General features: G+C 69.1%; 14 protein-coding genes and 2 pseudogenes. 12 read left to right on the top strand and 4 right to left on the bottom strand.

The window, feature by feature from the left end; all coding sequences use genetic code 11:
- Window positions 1-166 precede the first annotated feature (166 nt).
- The 5 genes and pseudogenes from VFV19_01860 (at window position 167) to VFV19_01840 (ending at window position 6,122) form a co-directional block, all read left to right on the top strand.
- The gene (locus tag VFV19_01860; protein HEX4823035.1) at window positions 167-562 is read left to right on the top strand and encodes a hypothetical protein; all 396 of its coding nucleotides are present in this window, start codon (window positions 167-169) and stop codon (window positions 560-562) included.
- Window positions 562-3,912: pseudogene (locus VFV19_01855) on the top strand (thrombospondin type 3 repeat-containing protein). Before VFV19_01860 ends, VFV19_01855 begins: the two are co-directional and overlap by 1 nt.
- Window positions 3,904-4,365: pseudogene (locus tag VFV19_01850) on the top strand (thrombospondin type 3 repeat-containing protein). Before VFV19_01855 ends, VFV19_01850 begins: the two co-directional pseudogenes overlap by 9 nt.
- Window positions 4,360-5,487: a thrombospondin type 3 repeat-containing protein gene (locus VFV19_01845; GenBank protein ID HEX4823034.1), complete on the top strand. Its 1,128-nt coding sequence runs from the start codon at window positions 4,360-4,362 to the stop codon at window positions 5,485-5,487. The pseudogene VFV19_01850 and the gene VFV19_01845 overlap by 6 nt, the downstream one beginning before the upstream one ends.
- Before the next feature lie 14 nt (window positions 5,488-5,501).
- The gene (locus VFV19_01840) at window positions 5,502-6,122 is read left to right on the top strand and encodes a hypothetical protein (GenBank protein HEX4823033.1); all 621 of its coding nucleotides are present in this window, start codon (window positions 5,502-5,504) and stop codon (window positions 6,120-6,122) included.
- On the opposite strand, the gene VFV19_01835 is transcribed toward VFV19_01840, so the two are convergent.
- Both VFV19_01835 and VFV19_01830 read right to left on the bottom strand, forming a co-directional pair.
- Entirely contained in the window at window positions 6,119-6,838 is a 720-nt protein-coding gene (locus VFV19_01835) for a pseudouridine synthase (protein HEX4823032.1), read from the bottom strand. The genes VFV19_01840 and VFV19_01835 overlap by 4 nt on opposite strands.
- A 7-nt stretch (window positions 6,839-6,845) precedes the next feature.
- On the bottom strand, window positions 6,846-9,701 hold the full coding sequence (locus VFV19_01830; protein ID HEX4823031.1) for a DUF748 domain-containing protein: 2,856 nt from the start codon (window positions 9,699-9,701) through the stop codon (window positions 6,846-6,848).
- A gap of 56 nt (window positions 9,702-9,757) precedes the next feature.
- Between VFV19_01830 and VFV19_01825 the strand changes: the two genes are divergently transcribed.
- The 4 genes from VFV19_01825 to VFV19_01810 are packed head-to-tail and all read left to right on the top strand — an operon-like array spanning window position 9,758 to window position 15,343.
- Window positions 9,758-10,177 (top strand): GNAT family N-acetyltransferase, encoded by a 420-nt coding sequence (locus tag VFV19_01825; protein ID HEX4823030.1) that lies wholly within the window; start codon window positions 9,758-9,760, stop codon window positions 10,175-10,177.
- On the top strand, window positions 10,174-11,913 hold the full coding sequence (locus VFV19_01820) for a mechanosensitive ion channel domain-containing protein (GenBank protein HEX4823029.1): 1,740 nt from the start codon (window positions 10,174-10,176) through the stop codon (window positions 11,911-11,913). Before VFV19_01825 ends, VFV19_01820 begins: the two co-directional genes overlap by 4 nt.
- A complete protein-coding gene (locus tag VFV19_01815; GenBank protein HEX4823028.1) occupies window positions 11,910-13,166 on the top strand; it encodes a cation:proton antiporter in 1,257 nt (418 codons plus the stop codon). The genes VFV19_01820 and VFV19_01815 overlap by 4 nt, the downstream gene beginning before the upstream one ends.
- On the top strand, window positions 13,163-15,343 hold the full coding sequence (locus tag VFV19_01810) for an FAD-dependent oxidoreductase (GenBank protein HEX4823027.1): 2,181 nt from the start codon (window positions 13,163-13,165) through the stop codon (window positions 15,341-15,343). The genes VFV19_01815 and VFV19_01810 overlap by 4 nt, the downstream gene beginning before the upstream one ends.
- Here the strand turns inward: VFV19_01810 and msrB are convergent.
- Window positions 15,306-15,704, bottom strand: a complete 399-nt coding sequence (gene msrB, locus VFV19_01805) for a peptide-methionine (R)-S-oxide reductase MsrB (protein HEX4823026.1) — start codon at window positions 15,702-15,704, stop codon at window positions 15,306-15,308. The genes VFV19_01810 and msrB overlap by 38 nt on opposite strands.
- Before the next feature lie 115 nt (window positions 15,705-15,819).
- Here msrB and VFV19_01800 point away from each other — a divergent pair, with 115 nt between their 5' ends.
- The 3 genes from VFV19_01800 to VFV19_01790 all read left to right on the top strand — a co-directional run bounded on the left by VFV19_01800 (window position 15,820) and on the right by VFV19_01790 (window position 18,964).
- Complete coding sequence (locus VFV19_01800; protein ID HEX4823025.1) at window positions 15,820-16,242, top strand: response regulator; 423 nt, start codon at window positions 15,820-15,822, stop codon at window positions 16,240-16,242.
- Between the two features lie 105 nt (window positions 16,243-16,347).
- Window positions 16,348-17,121, top strand: a complete 774-nt coding sequence (locus VFV19_01795) for an NRDE family protein (protein ID HEX4823024.1) — start codon at window positions 16,348-16,350, stop codon at window positions 17,119-17,121.
- 10 nt (window positions 17,122-17,131) lie between these two features.
- Window positions 17,132-18,964, top strand: coding sequence for a GNAT family N-acyltransferase (locus tag VFV19_01790; GenBank protein ID HEX4823023.1), 1,833 nt, complete (start codon window positions 17,132-17,134; stop codon window positions 18,962-18,964).
- Window position 18,965: 1 nt separating this feature from the next.
- Here the strand turns inward: VFV19_01790 and VFV19_01785 are convergent, their stop codons facing one another.
- Complete coding sequence (locus VFV19_01785; protein HEX4823022.1) at window positions 18,966-19,664, bottom strand: hypothetical protein; 699 nt, start codon at window positions 19,662-19,664, stop codon at window positions 18,966-18,968.
- Window positions 19,665-19,679 lie beyond the last annotated feature (15 nt).

Below are 19,679 nucleotides of genomic sequence, written 5' to 3'. Positions count from 1 at the left end.
AGACCGTAAGTTCCTCCAAGACGGGATCCGAACCGTCACGCCTTGGGGTGGGCTCCTGAGAAGTCGGCCGATCCTTCTATCTCTTGCACTGGCAACGCTTCTGCTCGCCAGCCGGTCTCCGTGTGCCCATGAGCCCGACGGGCGCGTCTCGTTCCGATACGCGTGGATGCCGGGTGCCGACGGCTCTTCGACGAAGGTCCTCCGGCTGATCGTCACGACGGTCGTTGCCCTCGACGACGCCCAGCTCGCCGCGGCAGTCCCCCCTGCGTCGGCCGTGGCGATCCATCCGACGGTCGTCGCCGGGCTGCCTGTGGCGGGCGGGTGGCCGTCCGCCGGCCTTCTCCTCGGCCCGCTCGCCGCCGGCCGCGCGGTGATCTTCGACCTCGACGTCACCGAGCCGCGGACCGGGGGCGGCATGCTCGTTTTCACCGTCACCGGGCGGGCCGGCGGTTTACCCGTTCGTGAAGGGGTCGGCATCACCCTCGGCCATCCTGGGCCCGCCGGGGTCCTCCGCGGGGACGTCCTCGAGTACCCGGCCGAGCAGGGTGGACAGGCGCCGTGATGCGTCGGATCGTCATCGCGGCGGCGGTCGCTTTCCTCGCCGCCGTCCCGGCTGCCGCGAATTGGACGGCATCGGGGACGATCCAGTACCGCGACCGCGAGTGGGACCAGACCGGCTTCACCGGCGTCGAGCCGGTGCTTCCGGCGCGCTTCGTCGACATCGAGGTCGTCGACGCGACCTCGAGCGCCGTCATCGGCTCCGGCGCGACGAACGCGAGCGGCGCGTTCTCGTTCACCGTCACCGACTCGAGCACGCGGAAGATCTTCGTCCGGGCGCTGACGCGCTCGACCAAGACCACAGACCTCTTCCTCAAGGTCACTCAGAACAACGGCAGCACCGTCTACTCGATTGCCTCCTCGACGATCAACGGCCACACGTCGACCACGAACGTCAACTTCGGCACCCTGATCGCCGCGATCAACGCCGGCGGCGAGGCGTTCAACCTGTACGACATGGGCGTCTATGGCGACGACTACCTCAAGTTTCTGAATGGCGCCCGGCCCGACGCGTCGCATCCGCTGACGATCAAGTGGGAGCTGAACGGCGGCGTCAGCAGCTCGGCGACGACCTCGACGACGATCGGGATGCGCGACACGGGCGGCTACGATGACTCGGTCGTCCTCCACGAGTTCGGGCACTACGCCGTCTTTGCGTACTCCGCGACGAGCAATCCGGGAGGCAGCCACTCGCTCTCCGACTGCAACCAGGACGCCCGGCTCGCGTGGGAGGAGGGGCACGCGTCCTTCTTCAGCGGTGCGATCCGCCAGCACTTCAGCCTGCCCCATCCGAACCTCTACGTGCGCACCGATGCAGGGCTCGGTCCCGGTCACGTCGTGCTCTGGTTCGACCTCGAAACCGAGTCGCAGTACGCATGTAGCGGCGACACGAGCGAGGTCTCGGTCCAGACCGCGCTCTGGGACATCATCGACTCGGCGTCGACCGCGGATTTCACCCCCGGCGTCGACGACACACCGATCGACACGCTCGCGCTTCCCGACTCCATGCACTGGGCGGTGATGACGACGGGGCTTCCCGGCCGGTCGCAGATCACGATGGAGGACTACTGGGACGGCTGGTTCGCGCCGCCGGTCTCGAACGGCCAGTTCGCCGGAATGAGGTCGATCTTCTCGGACGGCTGCCAGATCGACTTCTTTCCCGACGCCTACGAGCCGAACGAGACCCAGAGCGCGGCCAAGGCGATCCCGGCGAACGGGTCGCTCATCCACCTCACCCTGTTCCGCGACGCGGGCGATCATTCCGGCAGCACGACCGCCGACATCGACTGGTTCTCGTTTCCCGCGGTCAACGGCTTCCAGTACACGATCGAAACCCTGAACCTCCTGTCCGGGTGCGACACGATCCTTGACGTTTACAACGCCGGAGGGAGCAAGCTCGCGTCGAACAACGACCGGGCGTCGGGCGATCCCTCGTCGCTCATCACCTGGACGGCGACGAGCACGGCGACGTTCTACGTCCGGGTCACACGCTCGGGCTCGTTGATGCAGTACGGGTCGTACGACCTTCGCATCTCGCCGCCTCCCGACGACGACGGCGACGGGATCCCGAACTCGATCGACAACTGTCCTTCCGTCGCGAACGCGAACCAGGCCGACGCCGACGGCGACGGCAAAGGCGACGCCTGCGACAACTGCCCGACGGTCGCCAACCCGACGCAGACGAACTCGGACGGCGACCCGCTCGGCGACGCGTGCGACAACTGCCCGACGGTGAGCAACGCCTCGCAGGTCGATACGGACGGCGACGGCAAGGGAGACGCCTGCGACAACTGCCCGGCGATCGCGAACGCGGGCCAAGCCGACGGCGACCACGACGGAAAAGGCGATCTCTGCGATAACTGCCCGACGGTCGCCAACGCGACGCAGACGAACTCGGACGGCGACTCGCTCGGCGACGCCTGCGACAACTGCCCGACGGTCGCGAACCCGAGCCAAGCCGACGGCGACGGTGATGGAAAGGGAGACGCCTGCGACAACTGCCCCACGGTCGCGAATCCGACGCAGACCGACTCGGACGCGGACACGCTCGGCGACGCGTGCGACAACTGCCCGACGGTCGCGAACCCGACGCAAGCGAACGCCGACGGCGACGCGCTCGGCGACGCCTGCGATCCCTGCCCGAACGACCCGGCCAACGACGCCGACGGGGACGGCGTCTGTGGCAACGTCGACAATTGCCCGACGGTCCCGAACCCCACCCAAGCGAACGCGGACGGCGACGCATTCGGCGATGCCTGCGACCCGTGCCCGGCCGACCCGCTGAACGACGCCGACGGCGACGGCGTGTGCGGGAACGTCGACAATTGCCCGACCGTCGCCAATCCCACGCAGGCGGACGAGGACGGCGACGGCATCGGAGACGCCTGCGACACCGACGTGGACGGCGACGGCTTCGCCAACGCGAACGACTGCGCCCCGCGCGAGCGCGGGACGCACGCGCTTCCCGGGGAAGTGTCCAGCGTCTCCATCGACGCCGACAAGACGACCCTGCGTTGGAGCGGCTCGGCCGGCGGGCACATCTACGGCGTCTATCGCGGGGTCATCACTCCCGGCGGGCCGTTCGCTTACGACCATCAGTGCGTCATCGCTTCGGTGACGTCGAAGTCGGTCGCCGATCCGGACGTCCCTGCGCCGGGAGAGCTCTATTACTACCTGATCGCCGGCCGGAACTCGTGCGGAGACGGCTCGCTCGGCACGAGCGACTTCGGCTCGCGCACGCCGGCGAGCGTGTGCTCCTCGAACCCCGCGGCCGACCAGGATGGCGACGGGGTACCCGATCTCGCCGACGTCTGCGCCGCCGTCGCCGACCCGCTCCAGACCGACAGCGATGGCGACGGGGTGGGGGATGCGTGCGATGCCTGCCCGCTCGCTCCCGATCCGGAACAGATCGACGCTGACGGAGACGGCCTGACCTCAGGGTGCGATCCCTGTCCCCATGACCCGCTGAACGACGCCGATCACGACGGTGTCTGCGGCGACGTCGACAACTGCCCGTCCGTCGCGAACGCGGACCAGGCGAACCAGGACGGCGACGCGCTCGGCGACGCGTGCGACGCCTGTCCCGCCGACCCGCTGAACGACGTCGACCACGACGGAATCTGCGGCGACGTCGACAACTGCCCGACCGTCGCGAACGCGAGCCAGGCGAACGCCGACGGTGACACGCTGGGCGACGCGTGTGACGCCTGTCCTCTGGATGCGTTGAACGATGCCGACGGCGATGGCGTGTGCGGAAACATCGACAACTGCCCGATGGTCCCCAACGCCGACCAGGCCGACGCGGACGGCGACGGCATCGGGGATGCCTGCGACAACTGCCCCTCGATCGCGAACCCGGGTCAGGCCAACGCCGACGGCGACGCGCTCGGCGACGCGTGCGACGCCTGCCCTCTCGATCCCTTGAACGATGCCGACGGCGATGGAATCTGCGGAAACGTCGACAACTGCCCGACGGTCGCCAACGCCGATCAAGCCGACGCCGACGGCGACCATCTCGGCGACGCGTGCGATGCCTGCCCGGCCGACGCCGCGAATGACCAGGACGGCGACGGCGTCTGCGGCGCCGTCGACAATTGCCCCGCGATCGCGAACGCCGACCAGGCGGATGCTGACCTCGACGGCGTCGGCGATGCTTGCGACAACTGCCCGACGGTGGCGAATGCGAACCAGGCTAACCAGGACGGCGACGCGCTCGGCGACGCGTGCGACGCGTGCCCGGCAGATCCTCTGAACGACGTCGACGGCGACGGGATCTGCGGTAACGTCGACAACTGCCCGACGGTGGCGAACGCGAACCAGGCGAATCAGGACGGCGATGCCTTCGGCGACGCGTGCGATCCCTGTCCGCTCGATCCTCTGAACGACGTCGACGGCGACGGGGTCTGCGGCAACGTCGACAACTGCCCGACGGTGGCGAACGCGAACCAGGCGAATCAGGACGGCGATGCCTTCGGCGACGCCTGCGATCCCTGTCCGCTCGATCCTCTGAACGACGCCGACGGCGACGGGATCTGCGGCAACGTCGACAACTGCCCGACGGTGGCGAACGCGAACCAGGCGAATCAGGACGGGGACGCGTTCGGCGACGCGTGCGACGCGTGCCCGGCAGATCCTCTGAACGACGTCGATGGCGACGGGATCTGCGGCAACGTCGACAACTGCCCGACGGTCGCGAACGCGAACCAGGCCGATCTGGACGGCGACCAGGTCGGCGACGCCTGCGACAACTGCAAGAAGGTCGCGAACCCCGGACAGCAGGATTCGAACGGCAACGGTGTCGGCGACGCGTGCGTCACGGCGCTCGCCGACGCCTGGACGACCGGCTTGACGCACGCGGCGGGGGCGGGCGCCGATCGCCTCCTCGTCTTCATGGTCGGCTATGAGAACGCCGCCGACGTTCCCGTGAGCGCGGTCACCTTCGGCGGCCAGGCGCTCACGAGGATCGACGGCGTCGTCACCGGGACGACGACGGTCGCGCGGATCGAGCTCTGGTACCTCAAGGAGAGCGGGATCGCCGCCGCGACGGGGACCACCTTCACCGTCACCTGGGGCGGGACGGCGCCGACGGAGCCCAGCTACGCGGCGGTCGTCCTCAAGAACGTCGACCAGACCGCGCCGATCGGGGCGAGCAGCGTCAACCAGACTCCCGCGGCGACCCCGAACCCGCTGCCGACCTCCGTCGCGGTGACCGCCGACGGGATGGCGATTGCCGCGGCGATGAGCGGCAACCCGGGATCGTTCACCTGGAACAACGGCTGGACCGAGGGGACCGACCAGAGCCTCTCGTCGAGCAACAGCACGACCGCCCAGCACGCGGAAACCGCCAGCGGGACCGACACGGCGAGCGCGACGCACTCGAGCCAGAACCGGCAAGTCATCGTGGGGGCGGCGGTTTCCGTCGCGCACTGAGGTAGACTCCGCGGATGAGAATGCGCGGCTTGCTCCTTGGCTCGATCCTGTTCATGGCGACCTTTGCGGCCCGGGCGCAAGCCCCGCCGCCGGTCCCGCCTCCCACGACGCCGGCTCCGGCTCCGACACCGGCGCCCGCCCCGGCGCCACAGGAGACGGCTCCGCCGCCCCAGCATGCGGGCCCGAGCAAGTGGTTCTTCGGAGGCGGCGTCGGCGCGACGTTCGGCACGGTCGACACGATCTCGGTCGCGCCGCTCGTCGGCTACCACGTCGTGCCGCGTTTCGACGTCGGCGCGCAGCTCTTCTATCAGTGGACGAACGACAGCCGGTACTCGCCCAGCTTCAACTCGACCAGCTACGGCGGGACGCTCTTCGCCCGCTTCCGGGTCTTCCGGACGTTTTTCCTCGAGAGCGACTATCAGTACACGAACTACGAATACCTGGACGTCTTCAACCAGAAGCACCGCACGGATTACAACGCGTTCCTGGCCGGTGCCGGCTACGCCGTTCCCGTAGGCGGCAAGGCGGCGATGTATTTCTCGGCGCTGTACGATTTCAGCTACAACTCGAACGATCCGTACCGCGCGTACGACAGCCCCTGGCGTGTCCAAGCCGGTGTGACGGTCGGCTTCTAACCGGGGCGCGAGAGCCGCCGCACCTCGTCCGCCGTCAGAGGGCGCGTCTTTCCGATCGGAAGATCGCCGATCCTCAGGTCCCCAATCGCGATCCGCACGAGCTTCAAGACCTTCGCATCGAGCGCCTCGACCATCCGCCGGACCTGACGGTTCCGTCCCTCTTTCAGCGTGATTTCGAAGACCGTGCGCCCGCCCGGGTTCCGGAGGCGCGTGACCACTGCGGCACGCGTCGGACCGTCCTTCAGCTCCACGCCTTGCGCGAGCTTCTCGAGCTCTTCGTCCGAGAGCTGCCGCGACGCCTTGACGAGGTAGGTCTTCGGGACCTCGTGCTCGGGGTTCGTCAGTCGTTCGGCGAGGGGCGCGTCGTTCGTCATGACGAGGAGGCCGCTCGTCTCGAGGTCGAGCCGGCCGACCGGGAAGAGGTAACCGCTGTCCGGCGGGAGCAGGTCGTAGACCGTCTTGCGGCCTTGCGGGTCGCGGTACGTCGTGACGTAGCCCTTCGGCTTGTACAGGAGGAGGTGGATGCGCTCGGCGCGCACGAGCGGCCGGCCGTCGAGCGCGATCTTCGCCCGCATCGGGTCGAGCCAGGTGTCGGGGTCGCGCACGACGCGCCCTCCGACCTTGACGCGTCCCTCCGCGATCCACCGGCGGGCCTCGGTGCGCGATCCCACGCCCAACTGCGACAGGATCCTGTCGAGTGTCTTGAGCGTGGGCATCGACTCGTTACTTGAGGTCGAGCCAGACGCGCGAGGCGGGCGGGCGATCCGGCTTCGTCTCGTCGCTCAGGAAGAGACGGGTGGCGTCGACTTGGCCGGTCTCGACGAGGTAGTCGCGGACGGCTTTGCCGCGCTCGGCGGCGAGCGCGCGAAGGTCGTCCGCGGTGACCGGTTTCGTCGCCGCCAGCTTGGACTCCATCTCATCCACGGTCGCCGGCACGGCCGGTGGCGCCGACGGCGGCGGGACGGCGGCGTCGTAGGCCGCCTGGAGCCAGCGCGGGTACTCGTCGGCGGCGACGGTGACGTCGTCGGCCGAAGCACCTCCCGTCGCCTTCCATTTCGCCATCCGCACGAGCGAGGCGACGCGCGCCTTCGCGAGCGCGCCGGCGTCGGCGGCGGGGTCGGCGTCGCCGTCGATCGAGACGGACAGCTCGGGGCGCTCGGCCATCGACTTCGCGACGATCCCGAGCTTCTGCTTCTCGCTGTCGGCCAGGTCCGCGCTTCCGGGCTCGAACACCTGGAACTCGATGTTCTCGGTCTTGCCGCCGCCGAACGCGCCCGCGAGAAGGCGGAACGGCGACGTGACGACCTTCGTGAGGACGTTCACGACCGCGCGCATGATGACCTTGCCGTAGCGGAACTCCGGATCGTCGACGCTTCCCTCGGCGGGGACGTCGAGCACGATCTGGCCGTTCTTGTCGCGCAGCACGGCGACGGCGAGCTTCATCGGGAGATGCATCGCGTCGGGGGACTCGACCTTCGGCCCAAGCTCGAACTGGTCGATCGTGAAGACGTTCTCGGAGGTGAACTTCCGCTCGGCGATCTTGTAAGAAAGGTCCGCCGCCATCTTGCCCTTGCCGATGCCGTAACCGACGTACTTGCCGCTGTAGGGGGAGAAGGCGACGAGATCGACGCCCCCGACCGTCATCTTGAGGTCGGTGAAGTCCTTCCGCGCGATCGGATTGATCTGCCCCTGCATCTTGACGGGCGCCACGCCGTCCCACAGCGCCGCGATGTCGACGTTCGCGCGGGCCAGCTCTTGCGTCGAGATCCCCTTGACGGTCCCCGCGACCTTCGTCAGCGTCATCGCGACGTTCGGCTCGAGCGAGCGGTCGTCGATGCGGATCGACCCGTCGTCGAGGCGCAGCGTGTCGATCGTGACCGGCGGCAGCGGTTTCGGTGCTTCCGTCGCCACCGCCTTCCCGGGCGCGGTCTCATCCGCCGTGACGAGGACCTTCATCAAGTCGATCGTCTTGTCCGGGAGGATGCCGACGGCGAGACGCGGCCCCCGTACGCTGATCTCGCCGATCTTCGCGCTCGTGGGGTTGAGATGAACCTCGGCGGGCGCGATCTTCAGCCCGGCCATCTTGAAAAGGGGCTGGCCGTTTTCGGCGCCGGTCACTGCCACGTCGTAGACTCGCAGATCGCCTTTGTAGGCGAAGTGCATGTCGCCGACGTCGGGCCGGTCGAAGGCGACGTGGCCCTTCGCTCCCACGGTCCCGCTCGCCAGGCGCACCCGGGCGACAGGGTCGATGTACGAATCTGTCGGGGCGATCGCGACGTCCTTCACCTCGACGTCGAGGTCTCCGTGATGGAAATCGGAAGCGAAGGTCCCCGTGACGTCGACGGTTCCCGCGTCGCCGAACTTGGCCGAAAGCGTCGTCGGGCACAGGGTGCCGGGCTTGTTGTCGAGCCCTTTCACCGTGAGCGCGACGTCGTGGCCCTGGACCTTGAACGGACGCGCCGGCGTCAGGTCGGCCGCGTCGACGGTGACGTTCTTGACCGTCAGCGTGCCGAGCGAGAACGGCACCGGTGGCCCGGGAGGCCCCGGTGTCGGCGCCACCGGAGTCTCGAGATACGGCCGGATCATCTGATGGAGGTTCACACCGCCGTGCGCCGGATCGTTCTCGATCAGGATGTGCCCGCCGTCGAGCGTGATCGCGTCGATCTTCGCGGCATGCGTGAGCAGATCGGCGTCCGCTCCTTCGATCGTGAGCGACTTCACCGTGATGTCCGGCTCGGCCACCTCCGGGCGGCCGATGAGCGCGTCGGTGAGCGAGAGATCCGCGCCGTGCACTCGGAGAACGTGCTCCGTGTCGGTCCACACCGCGTTGTAGGCCGCCTTGAGCGCGATCGTGCCCTCGAGGACGCGGAACGGCCGCCCCGTCTCATAGTACGGCCGGTACTTCGGGAGCTTGATCCCCGAGAGCGTCAGCTCCCCGCTCGAGCGGAGCGGATTGCTCGTGATCTGCCCGTGCCAAGAGAAGGATTCACCCGACTCGGTCTTCCCTTCGAACCCGTACGGCGCCTCGCTGTTCGTCTTCGTGCTGAACCGGTCGAGGTGGAGCTCGAACGGCCCGACGGTCGTCTCGAAGACCGGCGAGCGCTGGCGGTCGGTGAAGCCGATGCGCGCGCCGGTCACGCGCACGGTCTCGAAGCGCCAAGCCGACGGCGGGCCGGCTTGCTCCGTCGAGGGCGTCGCCCGGAAGATGCGGAGGAGGTCGTCGATGTTGAGCGACCCGTCTTCGTTGATGACGAAACGCGCGTACGGCGCCTCGAAGGTGAGCGCGTCGAAGACGTAGTCGTGCGAGAGGAGCGAGGTGAAGCGGTAGTTGAACTCCGCGCGATCCCACGACGCGAAGGGCTTCCCGTCCTTGTCCAGGATCTTGAGGTCGTGGATGACCATCGACAGCTCGAACGGGTTGACGGAGACCTTCCCGACCGAGACCTCGCGGTTCAGGCGCTTCGACATCTCCCGGAGGAGGCGGGCCTTCACGAGCGGCGGCGCCACGAAGAAACCCAGGAGGGCGAACGCCGCGACGAGGGCCGCAGCCCCGAGGACGAGCTTCTTCCAGAGCGGCATGGTCGAAAGTTACCACGACCGAATCCGGGTAAACTCGCCCGACGAAGGAGCGCTTCATGGCCCTGTCTTGGATCCACGAGGACACGCCCCGCTGGGATCGCGGAAAGGCCGACGTCGTGGGTCGCGCGGAGCCCGGTGTCTTCGAGTGGTCGCCGCCGCCGGAGGGGGGCCTCGTGCCCGGCGAGTGGTTCCGCGTCGAGTCGGATGGGACGGTCGCCGGGTATGGCTGGATGGATTGCTCGTGGGGCGACGCGGAGGTCTCGCTGGCCGTGAATCCCGATTTCCGGGGCCGCGGCGTCGGCGGGTTCATCCTCGACCATCTCGATCGGGAAGCCGCGGCTCGCGGCGTGAACTACCTCTACAACACGGTCGGCAAGGCGCATCCCGACGCCGGCCGCGTGACGGCGTGGCTGCAGCAGTCCGGATTCGCCCCCAGCGGCGACGGGCTCCTCAAGCGGCGGGTCCGCCCCAGGTGAGACGCGTCGTCCTGGCGGTCGCGCTCCTCGCCGGAACGGCTCCGGCGTGGGCCCAGGGCACCCCTCCGGCATCGCCGGTCTGGTCGCCGGCGGCCAACCGCGCACCGGCACCGGAGGCGGTCCCCGGCTCGCCACGCGCCGCCGTGTTCGACTTCATCGCGGCGGCGCGTCGCGCCGACTTCGCGACGGCGGCGAAATACCTCGATCTCAGCCGTCTCCCCGACGCCGAACGGAAGGAGCCGGGAGCGGTCCTCGCGCGTCATCTCAAGATCGTCATCGATCGCAATCTCTGGATCGATTTCGACAAGATCTCGGACGCCCCCGAGGGCGACCTCGACGACGGCCTACCGACGAACGCCGAGAAGATCGGCGCGATTCCCGCGCAAGGCGGCACCGTCAACCTGATCCTGAGACGCGAGGACGACGGCACCGGCGCACAGGTCTGGCGATTCTCATCCGCCGTCGTCGCGAAGATCCCGGAGCTCTACGACCAGTTCGGCTACGGCTGGATCGGCGACCACGTGCCCGCGCGCCTGCAATCGGCCCGCTTCTTCAACATCGAGGCGTGGCAGTGGATCGGGCTCATCGTCCTCGCGATCGTCGCCTGGATCATGGGACGCCTGTTCGCGTCCGGGCTCGCGCGCCTCGGCCTCAAGCTCGCGAAGAAGACGAGCACCCCGATCGACGACCGGCTCGCCGACACGATGCGCCGGCCCGCGCGCTGGGCCGCCTCGCTCATCATCGTCAGCGTCGGAGTCCGGTTCCTCGACCTCTCGGTCCACTCCGAGAGCCGGTTCGACCGCGTGCTCGCGGCGCTCACGTTCATCACGTTCGTCCTCGTCGTGCAGGCGATCGTCGAGGCGTTCGTCCTCACCGCGCGGACGCGCCTCCTCGGCGAGGGCCAGACCTCGAGCGCCGGCGTCCTCACGGTCATGAACCGGATCGCGAAGGTTCTCCTCGCGTGCGTCGCGCTCATCGGCGTCCTGAGGGCGCTCGGCTTCAACGTCACGACCCTGCTCGCCGGCCTCGGCGTCGGCGGCATCGCGGTGGCGCTCGCCGCGCAGAAGACGCTCGAGAACCTCTTCGGCGGCCTGGCGCTCATGGCGGACAAGCCGGTCAAGATCGGCGACAGCTGCAACTTCGGCAACAAGACCGGCATCGTCGAGGACATCGGCCTCCGCTCGACGCGCATCCGCACGCCCGACCGCACGGTGATCTCCGTGCCGAACGGCGAATTCTCGAACGCGCAGATCGAGAACCTCTCGAACCGCGACCGGATGCGGTTCTACACGAAGCTCAAGCTCCGCTACGAGACGACGCCCGATCAGCTCCGCGCCGTCCTGATCGACCTGCGCCGGCTGCTCGTCGGCCACCCGAAGACGTTCCAGGATTCCGAGGTCCGGCTCGCCGGCTTCGGCGAGAGCGCGCTCGAGATCGAGATGCAGTGCACGGTGGCGACGGCGCTGACGAAGGAGTTCGGCGCCATCCGAGAGGACCTCCTCCTCCGTGCCATGGACATCCTCGAGACGAACGGGACCGGACTCGCCGTTCCGTCACAGGTCGTTTACCTCGGCCGCGACCGCGGCGTCGACGCCGAGGCCAAGGGCGCCGCCGAGGAGAAGGTCCGGGCGCTGCGCGAGCAGAACAAGCTCCCCTTCCCCGACTTCACGCCCCAGGAGATCGCCGAGATCGCGGACAAGCTCGATTACCCGGCCAGCGGCTCGTCGCCCCGATGAACCTTCTCCAAACCGAGCACTACGCCGTCGAGCAGCTCCTCCTCCGGCTCCTCCTCGTCCTCGCGATCATCGTCGCCGCGTCCCGCATCTTCGGGAAGATGGCGCGCGTCGTCGGCCAGCCGAAGGAGATGGGGGAGATCCTCGCCGGAATCGCGCTCGGGCCGAGCCTGTTCGGCCGCCTCGCGCCGTCGGCGTACGACGCGCTCTTCACGAGCGACGTCAAGCGCGGCCTCGCGATCCTCAGCCAGATCGGTCTCGTTTTCCTCATGATCCTGATCGGCGCGGAGTTCCCGTTCCGGCGGGCGCAGCGGGCGGTGCCCGGCGCCGTCGGCATCGCGATCGCCGGGATCGCGACGCCGTTCCTCCTCACGATCGCCGCGGCGCCGCTCTTCGTCCGCGGCATCGGTATCCCGGACGACCGTCGCCTCCCGTTCTCGCTCCTGCTCGCGACGGCGGTCTCGATCACCGCGATCCCGATGATGGGACGGATCCTGCGGGCGACCGGTCTCACGCAATCGCGTGTCGGCGTGACGAGCATCACCGCCGCGGCGATCGACGACGTCCTCGGCTGGATCCTCCTCGGCGCCGTCGTCGGCGTGCACGAGGCCGGCGCGGACGTCTCGCGGATCGCGCTCGCGCTCGGCGGCACGCTCGTCCTCGGTGCCGCGGCGGTCGTCGCCGGGCGCGTGCTCGAGCGGCGCCTGCCGGAGGCGCGCTACACGGACGGCCTGCCGGAGGCCGACCTCGCGCTCGTCCTCATCGTCGCGTTCTGCCTCTGCGCGGCGACGAACGCGCTCGGCATCTTCTCGATCTTCGGCGGCTTCATCGCCGGCGTCGCGATCTCGTTCCACCGCCCGTTGGCGACGGCGCTCGACGAGAGGCTCCACGACGTCGTCGCCGTCTTCCTCTTGCCGATCTTCTTCATGTCGAGCGGCCTCAAGACCGACGTGTACGGTCAGGGTGGAGCGGGTCTCGGGCTCCTGGGCCTCCTCATCGTCATCGCCTTTGCGGGCAAGCTGATCCCGTGCACGATCGCCGCGCGCGCCGCCGGCCTCCCGCGGAACGAGGCCCTCGCGACCGGCCTCCTCATGAACACCCGCGGCCTCATGGCGCTCGTCGTCATCAACGTCGGCTACGACCTCCAGGTCTTCCCCAAGCCGGTCTTCTTCATGCTCGTCACGATGGCGGTCGTCACGACGGCGGTGACCACGCCGGGTCTGAGACGACTCCTGCCGCGCGTCGAGCCGCTGTGAATCCCGTCGCGCGCTACACCCGGTGGCTGCACACCGGCTTTCCGGCCGGGACCGTGGAGCCGCTCCCGGAGATCGGGGACGACGGCTCGACCGCCGTCCCCGGCCTCTACGTCGCGGGCGATCTCCGCGGGATTCCCCTCCTCAAGTTCGCGGCCGACAGCGGCGCGAGAGTCGTGCGGACGATCGCCGGCGATCCGCGGTTCCGGGGTCGCGAAAGAGATCCTGCGGTCGTCGACCTGCTCATCGTCGGCGGCGGCGTATCGGGAATGGCGGCGGCGCTCGAGGCGAAGCGCGCGGGGATCGATGCGGTCGTCCTGGAGTCGAGCGAGCCGTTCGCGACCGTCGTCAACTTCCCCAAGGGGAAACCGATCTTCGTCTACCCCACCGCGATGAAGCCCGCGGGAACGCTGCAGGTGACGGCGAAGGTCAAGGAGCCGCTCGTCCAGGAGCTCGAGCGCCAGATCGACGACGCCGGTATCGCGGTGCGCATCGGGAAGGCCGAGCGCGTCGAGCGACAGGAGGGCCGTCTCGTGACGACGACGGAGGCGGGGGAGTCGATCGTCGCCCATCGCGTTCTCCTGGCGATCGGACGCGCGGGCGCGCACCGGCGGCTCGGCGTGCCCGGCGAAGCCCGCGACCGGGTCTACGACCGCCTGCACGATCCCGCCGACTTCACGGGGCAGAACGTCCTGGTCGTCGGCGGCGGCGACGCGGCGGTCGAGACGGCGCTCGCGCTCGACGGCGCGGGCGCTCGGGTGACGCTCGCGCATCGCGGCACCGACCTCGCGCGCCCGAAGCCCGAGAGCCTCGAGGCGCTCGCCGCCTCGACGGTCGACCTCCGGCTCGAGACGGAGGTCGAGGCGATCGAGGAGCGGGCCGTCGTCCTCCGCGGCGAGACGATCGAGAACGACGCCGTGTTCGCGATGATCGGACGCCTTCCCGCGACCGATCTCCTGCGGCGCTCCGGCGTCGCGATTCGCGGCGACCGGCCCTTGGCGTGGTGGCTCTCGCTCGCCGCGATCCTCGCCGCCGCCGCGTTCGTCTACAACTGGAAGGCCGGCGGCGCGCTCCACGCCCTCTTCGAGCGCAAGGGCTGGTTCCCCGCGGGGCTTCCGGGTGCCTTCGGCTCGCCCGGTTTCTGGTACTCGCTCGCCTACACGCTGTGCGTCGTCGCGTTCGGATTCCGCCGCATGGCGAAGCGCCGCACGCCGTACGTGAAGCGGCAGACTCTGACGTTGATGGCGATCCAGATCGTGCCGCTGTTCCTGCTCCCTTACTTCATCCTCCCCTGGATGGGGCACCACGGCTGGTTCGACGGCGGTCTCGGCAAGACGATCGCCGACCAGCTCTTCCCCGAGACGACCTGGGACCCGTCGGGTCGCGAGTACTGGCGTGCGTTCGGCTTCCTGCTCGCGTGGCCGCTCTTCATCTGGAACGTCTTCTCCGCGAAGCCGCTCGCGCTCTGGCTCGCGATCAGCTTCGTGCAGACGTTCGTTCTCATCCCGTGGATGGTGCACCGCTGGGGGAAGGGCGCCTACTGCGGCTGGATCTGCTCGTGCGGCGCGCTCGCCGAGACGCTCGGCGACGCTCACCGCGGGAAGATGCCGCACGGACCGCGGTGGAACCTGCTCAACATGACCGGGCAGGTCGTTCTCGCCGCGGCGTTCGTCCTGGCGCTGCTCCGGATCGTCTCGTGGATCGTGCCCGGCTCGCTCACGGCGCGCGCGTTCGACGTGTCCGTCCACGGCTACATGTGGACCGTCGACGTCGGGCTCGCCGGTATCCTCGGCGTCGGCCTCTACTTCCACCTGAGCGGCAGGACCTGGTGCCGGTTCGCCTGCCCGCTCGCCGCGCTCATGCACGTCTACGCGCGCTTCTCGAGCTTCCGGATCCTCGCCGACAAGAAGAAATGCATCTCGTGCAACGTCTGCACGTCGGTCTGCCACCAGGGGATCGACGTCATGAGCTTCGCCCAGCGGGGCCGCCCGATGAACGATCCGCAATGCGTCCGCTGCTCCGCGTGCGTCGAGAGCTGCCCGACCGGCGTGCTCCAGTTCGGCCGCGTCAGCGCGACCGGCGCGCTCATCTCGGTCGACAGCCTGTGGGCCAGCCCGGTGGTCGCGAGGGAGCGTTCCGCTCCTACTTCTTCTTCTCGAACCCCAAGCTCAACGAGTTGACGCAGTAGCGGAGCCCCGTCGGCCTCGGACCATCCGGGAAGAGATGTCCCAGGTGCGAGCCGCAACGCGCGCAATGCACCTCGGTCCGGTTCATGAAGTGCGATCGGTCGCTCTCGGTCGCGACCGCTTCCGGGCTCACCGGAGCGAAGTAGCTCGGCCAGCCGCTCCCGCTCTCGAACTTGGTCGTCGCGTCGAAGAGCGGTGCGCCGCATCCGATGCAGGTATAGGTGCCGTCTTCGTGATGGTCCCAGTAACGACCGGTGAACGCGCGCTCCGTCCCCTTCTCACGCGCGACGCGGTACTCCTCGGGTGTGAGCTGAGCCCGCCACTCGGCATCGGTTTTGACGACTTTGTCGGACATTGGTTCTCCGGGCACCTCGAGCGGTGCGTGCTACGCAGATTCGTCGCGGACGGACGAGCCGCAAGACGTGCGCGACCGTATACTCCCGGCCGCCACGCTGTGGGGGACAGAGCAGGTGAGAGTTCTCGTCATCGACGATGAAGCGTTCCTCGCGGAGCTGGTCCGTCTCGCGCTCGAAGCCGACGGGCACGAATGTTACACGGCGGTGACGTTCGAGGCCGCCGACGAGATCCTCCGCTCCGGATCGGTCGATCTCCTGACGCTCGACCTCGTCATGGGCGGCCGCAACCCACTCGACTGGCTCGAGGAGACGATCCTGCGCTACCCCGGCCTTTCGGGGCGCGTGTTCATCCAAACCGCACGTCTCCTCGACCACGAAGAATCGCTCCGGGTGCGCGGATGCGGGGCGCGGGTCATCCACAAGCCGTTCACGCTCCACCAGCTCCGCGAGTCGGTCAGCCTGATGAGCCCGGTCACGCCTCCCACGTCCAAACCGGAGCCCGAGTCCGGTCGCGGCGGCCCCGAACTCCCGTCGTAGCCCGGCGGGTTGCGCGCTCCGCTCTTCCCTGCAAAACTTGGCGACCGTGGCTGGAGCGGGGTGGGTCCCGACGATCAGGCTGGAGCCGCGACTGATGGTCGACTGATGTGCACCGTCACCCTACGTTGCGGCGGGGGATCCCTCCTCCTCACGATGAACCGCGACGAGCGCTGGGACCGTGCGCCCGAGCAGGCCCCGCGGTTCATTCCCGGCGAGCCCGGACGTCCCGGCTGGGTCGCCCCGTTCGACTCTGCTTCGGGCGGGACGTGGATCGGCGTCAACGATCGCGGGGTCGCGGCGTGCATGCTCAACGGTTTCGCCCCCGCCGACCGCGCCTTGCGCGGGGACCCGTCGGTCCCGAGCCGCGGCTCGATCATCCCGCGCATCCTCGAGGAGCAGGGGGGCGACGGCCCCGCGCGGGTGCCCGCGAACCTCGACTTCTCGGCGTACCCGTCGTTCACGCTCCTCGTCGTCTCGGCGCAGGGCGGCGAGATCGTCCGCTGGGAGCACGGGGGCGCGCTCACGACGGAGCCCGTTCCGATGGGATGGTCGTTCCTGACGTCGTCGTCGTGGAACGAGCCCGAGGTGACCGCATGGCGGCGCCGGGCGTTCGAGTCCTGGCGTGACGCGGGCGCGCCGACGATCCACGAGATCCCGACGTGGCACCTCCTCGCACCGGACGGCGAGGAGGCATCGTCGCCGTTCATGACACGGACGAACGCGGCGACGCGCAGCATCACCGTGGTCCGCGTCGATGCCGATCTCGCGTCCGCGCGGCTCGTCTGGTGGCCGCGCGCCACCTCCGATCCGATCGAGCCGGAGCACCCGGGTGGTGTGCTCGAGCTCGCTCTCGTCGCGCCGCAGGCCGGCGCGGCGTGAGGAGCCGGCGATGAGCGCGACGCACGACCGCGTTTTCGCCCTCGACTGGACTCCCCGCGGGCCGCTCCGGCGGGCGATGTTCGCCGCGGCGCGCCCGGTCCTCGAGCGCGCCTTCGGCCTCGCCGAGCTGCAGAAGCAGTATCGCGGGCGGCCGAAAGGGATCGACGGCGACGACTTCGCGGCCTGGACGCTCGAAACGTTCAAGGTCAGCGTGCGCATCGACCCTGCCGATCTCGAGCGGATCCCGAGGGCCGGCGCCGCGCTCGTCGTCGCCAACCATCCGTTCGGCGCCGTCGAGGGGCTCGCGTTGGCGCTCGCGCTGCGGCGCGTCCGCCACGACGTGAAGATACTGGCCAACTACATGCTCGGGCGGATCCCCGAGCTGCGCGACATGTTCCTCTTCGTCGATCCGTTCGAGCGCCCGGGTGCGACCGGATCGAACGCGTCGGGGCTCCGTCAAGCGCTTCAGTGGATCAGGCGCGGCGGCATGCTCGTCGTCTTTCCCGCCGGCGAGGTCGCGTCGCTCGATCTCAAGACCGGCCGCGTCGCCGATCCGGCGTGGAGCCCGACGGTCGCGGGGCTCGCGAGGCGGAGCGGGGCGCCGACCTTCCCCGTGTTCATCCCCGGCCGGAACGGCGCGTTCTTCCAGGCCGCCGGCCTCCTCCACCCCGCGCTACGCACCGCGCTCCTCCCGCGCGAGCTGGTCCGCAAGGGCGGACGCGTCGTCGAGCTGCGCGTCGGCACGCCGATCCCTGCGTCGAGATTGAACGAGCTGCACGACGATCGCCGTGCGATCGCCTACCTGCGCGACCGGACGGAGATCCTCGCGGCGCGCCCCCCGGCGCTTCCCGCGGCGATGCAGCCCCGGCGCACGCCTGCCGCCGCAGCCGGCGTCGTCCCTCCGGTCGACCCGGCGCTTCTCGAAGCGGAGGTCGCGTCGATCGGGCCCGAGGGCCGCCTCGTGCAGGCGGAAGATCTCGAGGTCCTGATCGCACGAGCGCCAGAGATCCCGAACCTGCTGCGCGAGATCGGCCGCCTGCGCGAGCTGACCTTCCGCGAGGTGGGCGAGGGGACGGGGCGCGAGATCGATCTCGACAAGTACGACCCGTTCTACCTCCACATGTTCATCTGGAACCGGCGTCTGCGTCAGGTCATCGGTGCGTACCGCCTCGGGCCGACCGACGAGCTGCTCGTCCGTGGCGGGATCGGCGCGCTCTACACCGCGTCGCTCTTCCGCTACGACGCGCGCCTGTTCGAAGCGATGGGCCCGGCGCTCGAGATGGGGCGGTCGTGGATCCGCACCGAGCACCAGAAGAGCTACGTCGGCCTCATGCTCCTCTGGAAGGGGATCGGCGAGTTCGTCGGGCGCCACCCGCGCTACGCGACCCTCTTCGGCCCGGTGAGCATCAGCGCGGAGTACCGGTCGGTCAGCCAGCGGCTCATCGTCGCGTTCCTCGAGCGCAACCGCAAGCGCACCGACTGGGCGGCTTGGGTGAGGCCGACGAATCCGTTCCGCGAGCCGAAGGGCGAAGGGCCTTTGCGTCCGGCGAGCCTCGAAAACCTCGAGGACGTCTCCGCATTCATCTCGGAGATCGAAGCCGACCAGAAGGGCGTCCCCGTCCTGTTGAAGCAGTACCTGAAGCTCGAGGGGCGCCTTCTCGGTCACAATGTCGACCGGGATTTCTCGAACGTCCTCGACGTCCTCATCGTCGTCGACCTTCGGTGCACCGCGTCGAAGATCCTGAAGCGCTACCTGGGCGGAGCGAACCTCGAGCGGTTCCGGAAGTTCCACGATGGGAAGTCGACAGCCGACAGTCAACGGTCGACTGTCGGAAGGCTCTGAATTAGATCTTCGCGAACGCCTCCCGAAGCGCTTCCGGGCCGCCGTATTCCAGCGTCCTCCCGTGCGACACGACGATCCGAGCGAACTCGTGCTCGAGGACGGCGTCGATCGACGTACGGAGCGCGTCGCGGTCGTTGACGGCGAACGAGCGGAAGAAGCGCGTGGTCCCGAAGCCGCCGTAGGCTCCGTTCATGCGCATGACGAGCCGGGCGATCCGCGGCAGGTCGCCGTGCTTGTAATGAAAGCAAGCGTCGGTGAGGACGAGCGTGCGCGACGGCGCGTGGACGAACGCGACCTCGCCGATCCGCGTTCCGCGGAGGGGCACGACCGCGAGCTCGCCGGCGAGCGCTTCGGGCCAGTCCTCGTCGAGTGACCCGTCGATGCGCGGGAGCTTCTCGAAGAGCCGCTGACGGATCTCGGCCGGAACGAGGACGCGCGCGGACGGGTAGCGGTCGGCGTACCAGCCGGCGTCGGAAGCGTGAAAGCGGTTGGGCACCAGGATCCAACTTGGACGTCCGAGCGACTCGAGCGCCGTCATCCCGGCGGCGTCCATCGCGATCGCGCTGTGAACCGCCAGCTCGCCGGTCGAGAGGAGGAAGATCGTCATCTTCCGTTCGAAGGGTGACTTCTTCCAGCGGCCCACGACGACGAAGAGACCGTCGTCGAGGAACGCCGGCGGCTCGTGCGGATAGAGCGTCATGGCCGCATGGTAACC

The organism is Candidatus Polarisedimenticolaceae bacterium (assembly GCA_036275915.1).
Classification (GTDB): Bacteria; Acidobacteriota; Polarisedimenticolia; order Polarisedimenticolales; family DASRJG01; genus DASRJG01.
This window is presented reverse-complemented; position numbering and strand designations above follow the sequence as displayed.

Coding starts and splice junctions, on each gene's coding strand:
- VFV19_01835 (HEX4823032.1), bottom strand. CDS start 6,838: ATGCCCACGCTCAAGACACTCGACAGGATCCTGTCGCAGTTGGGCGTG.
- VFV19_01795 (HEX4823024.1), top strand. CDS start 16,348: ATGTGCACCGTCACCCTACGTTGCGGCGGGGGATCCCTCCTCCTCACG.
- VFV19_01785 (HEX4823022.1), bottom strand. CDS start 19,664: ATGACGCTCTATCCGCACGAGCCGCCGGCGTTCCTCGACGACGGTCTC.
- VFV19_01815 (HEX4823028.1), top strand. CDS start 11,910: ATGAACCTTCTCCAAACCGAGCACTACGCCGTCGAGCAGCTCCTCCTC.
- VFV19_01860 (HEX4823035.1), top strand. CDS start 167: ATGCCGGGTGCCGACGGCTCTTCGACGAAGGTCCTCCGGCTGATCGTC.
- VFV19_01830 (HEX4823031.1), bottom strand. CDS start 9,701: ATGCCGCTCTGGAAGAAGCTCGTCCTCGGGGCTGCGGCCCTCGTCGCG.
- VFV19_01840 (HEX4823033.1), top strand. CDS start 5,502: ATGAGAATGCGCGGCTTGCTCCTTGGCTCGATCCTGTTCATGGCGACC.
- msrB (HEX4823026.1), bottom strand. CDS start 15,704: ATGTCCGACAAAGTCGTCAAAACCGATGCCGAGTGGCGGGCTCAGCTC.
- VFV19_01825 (HEX4823030.1), top strand. CDS start 9,758: ATGGCCCTGTCTTGGATCCACGAGGACACGCCCCGCTGGGATCGCGGA.
- VFV19_01790 (HEX4823023.1), top strand. CDS start 17,132: ATGAGCGCGACGCACGACCGCGTTTTCGCCCTCGACTGGACTCCCCGC.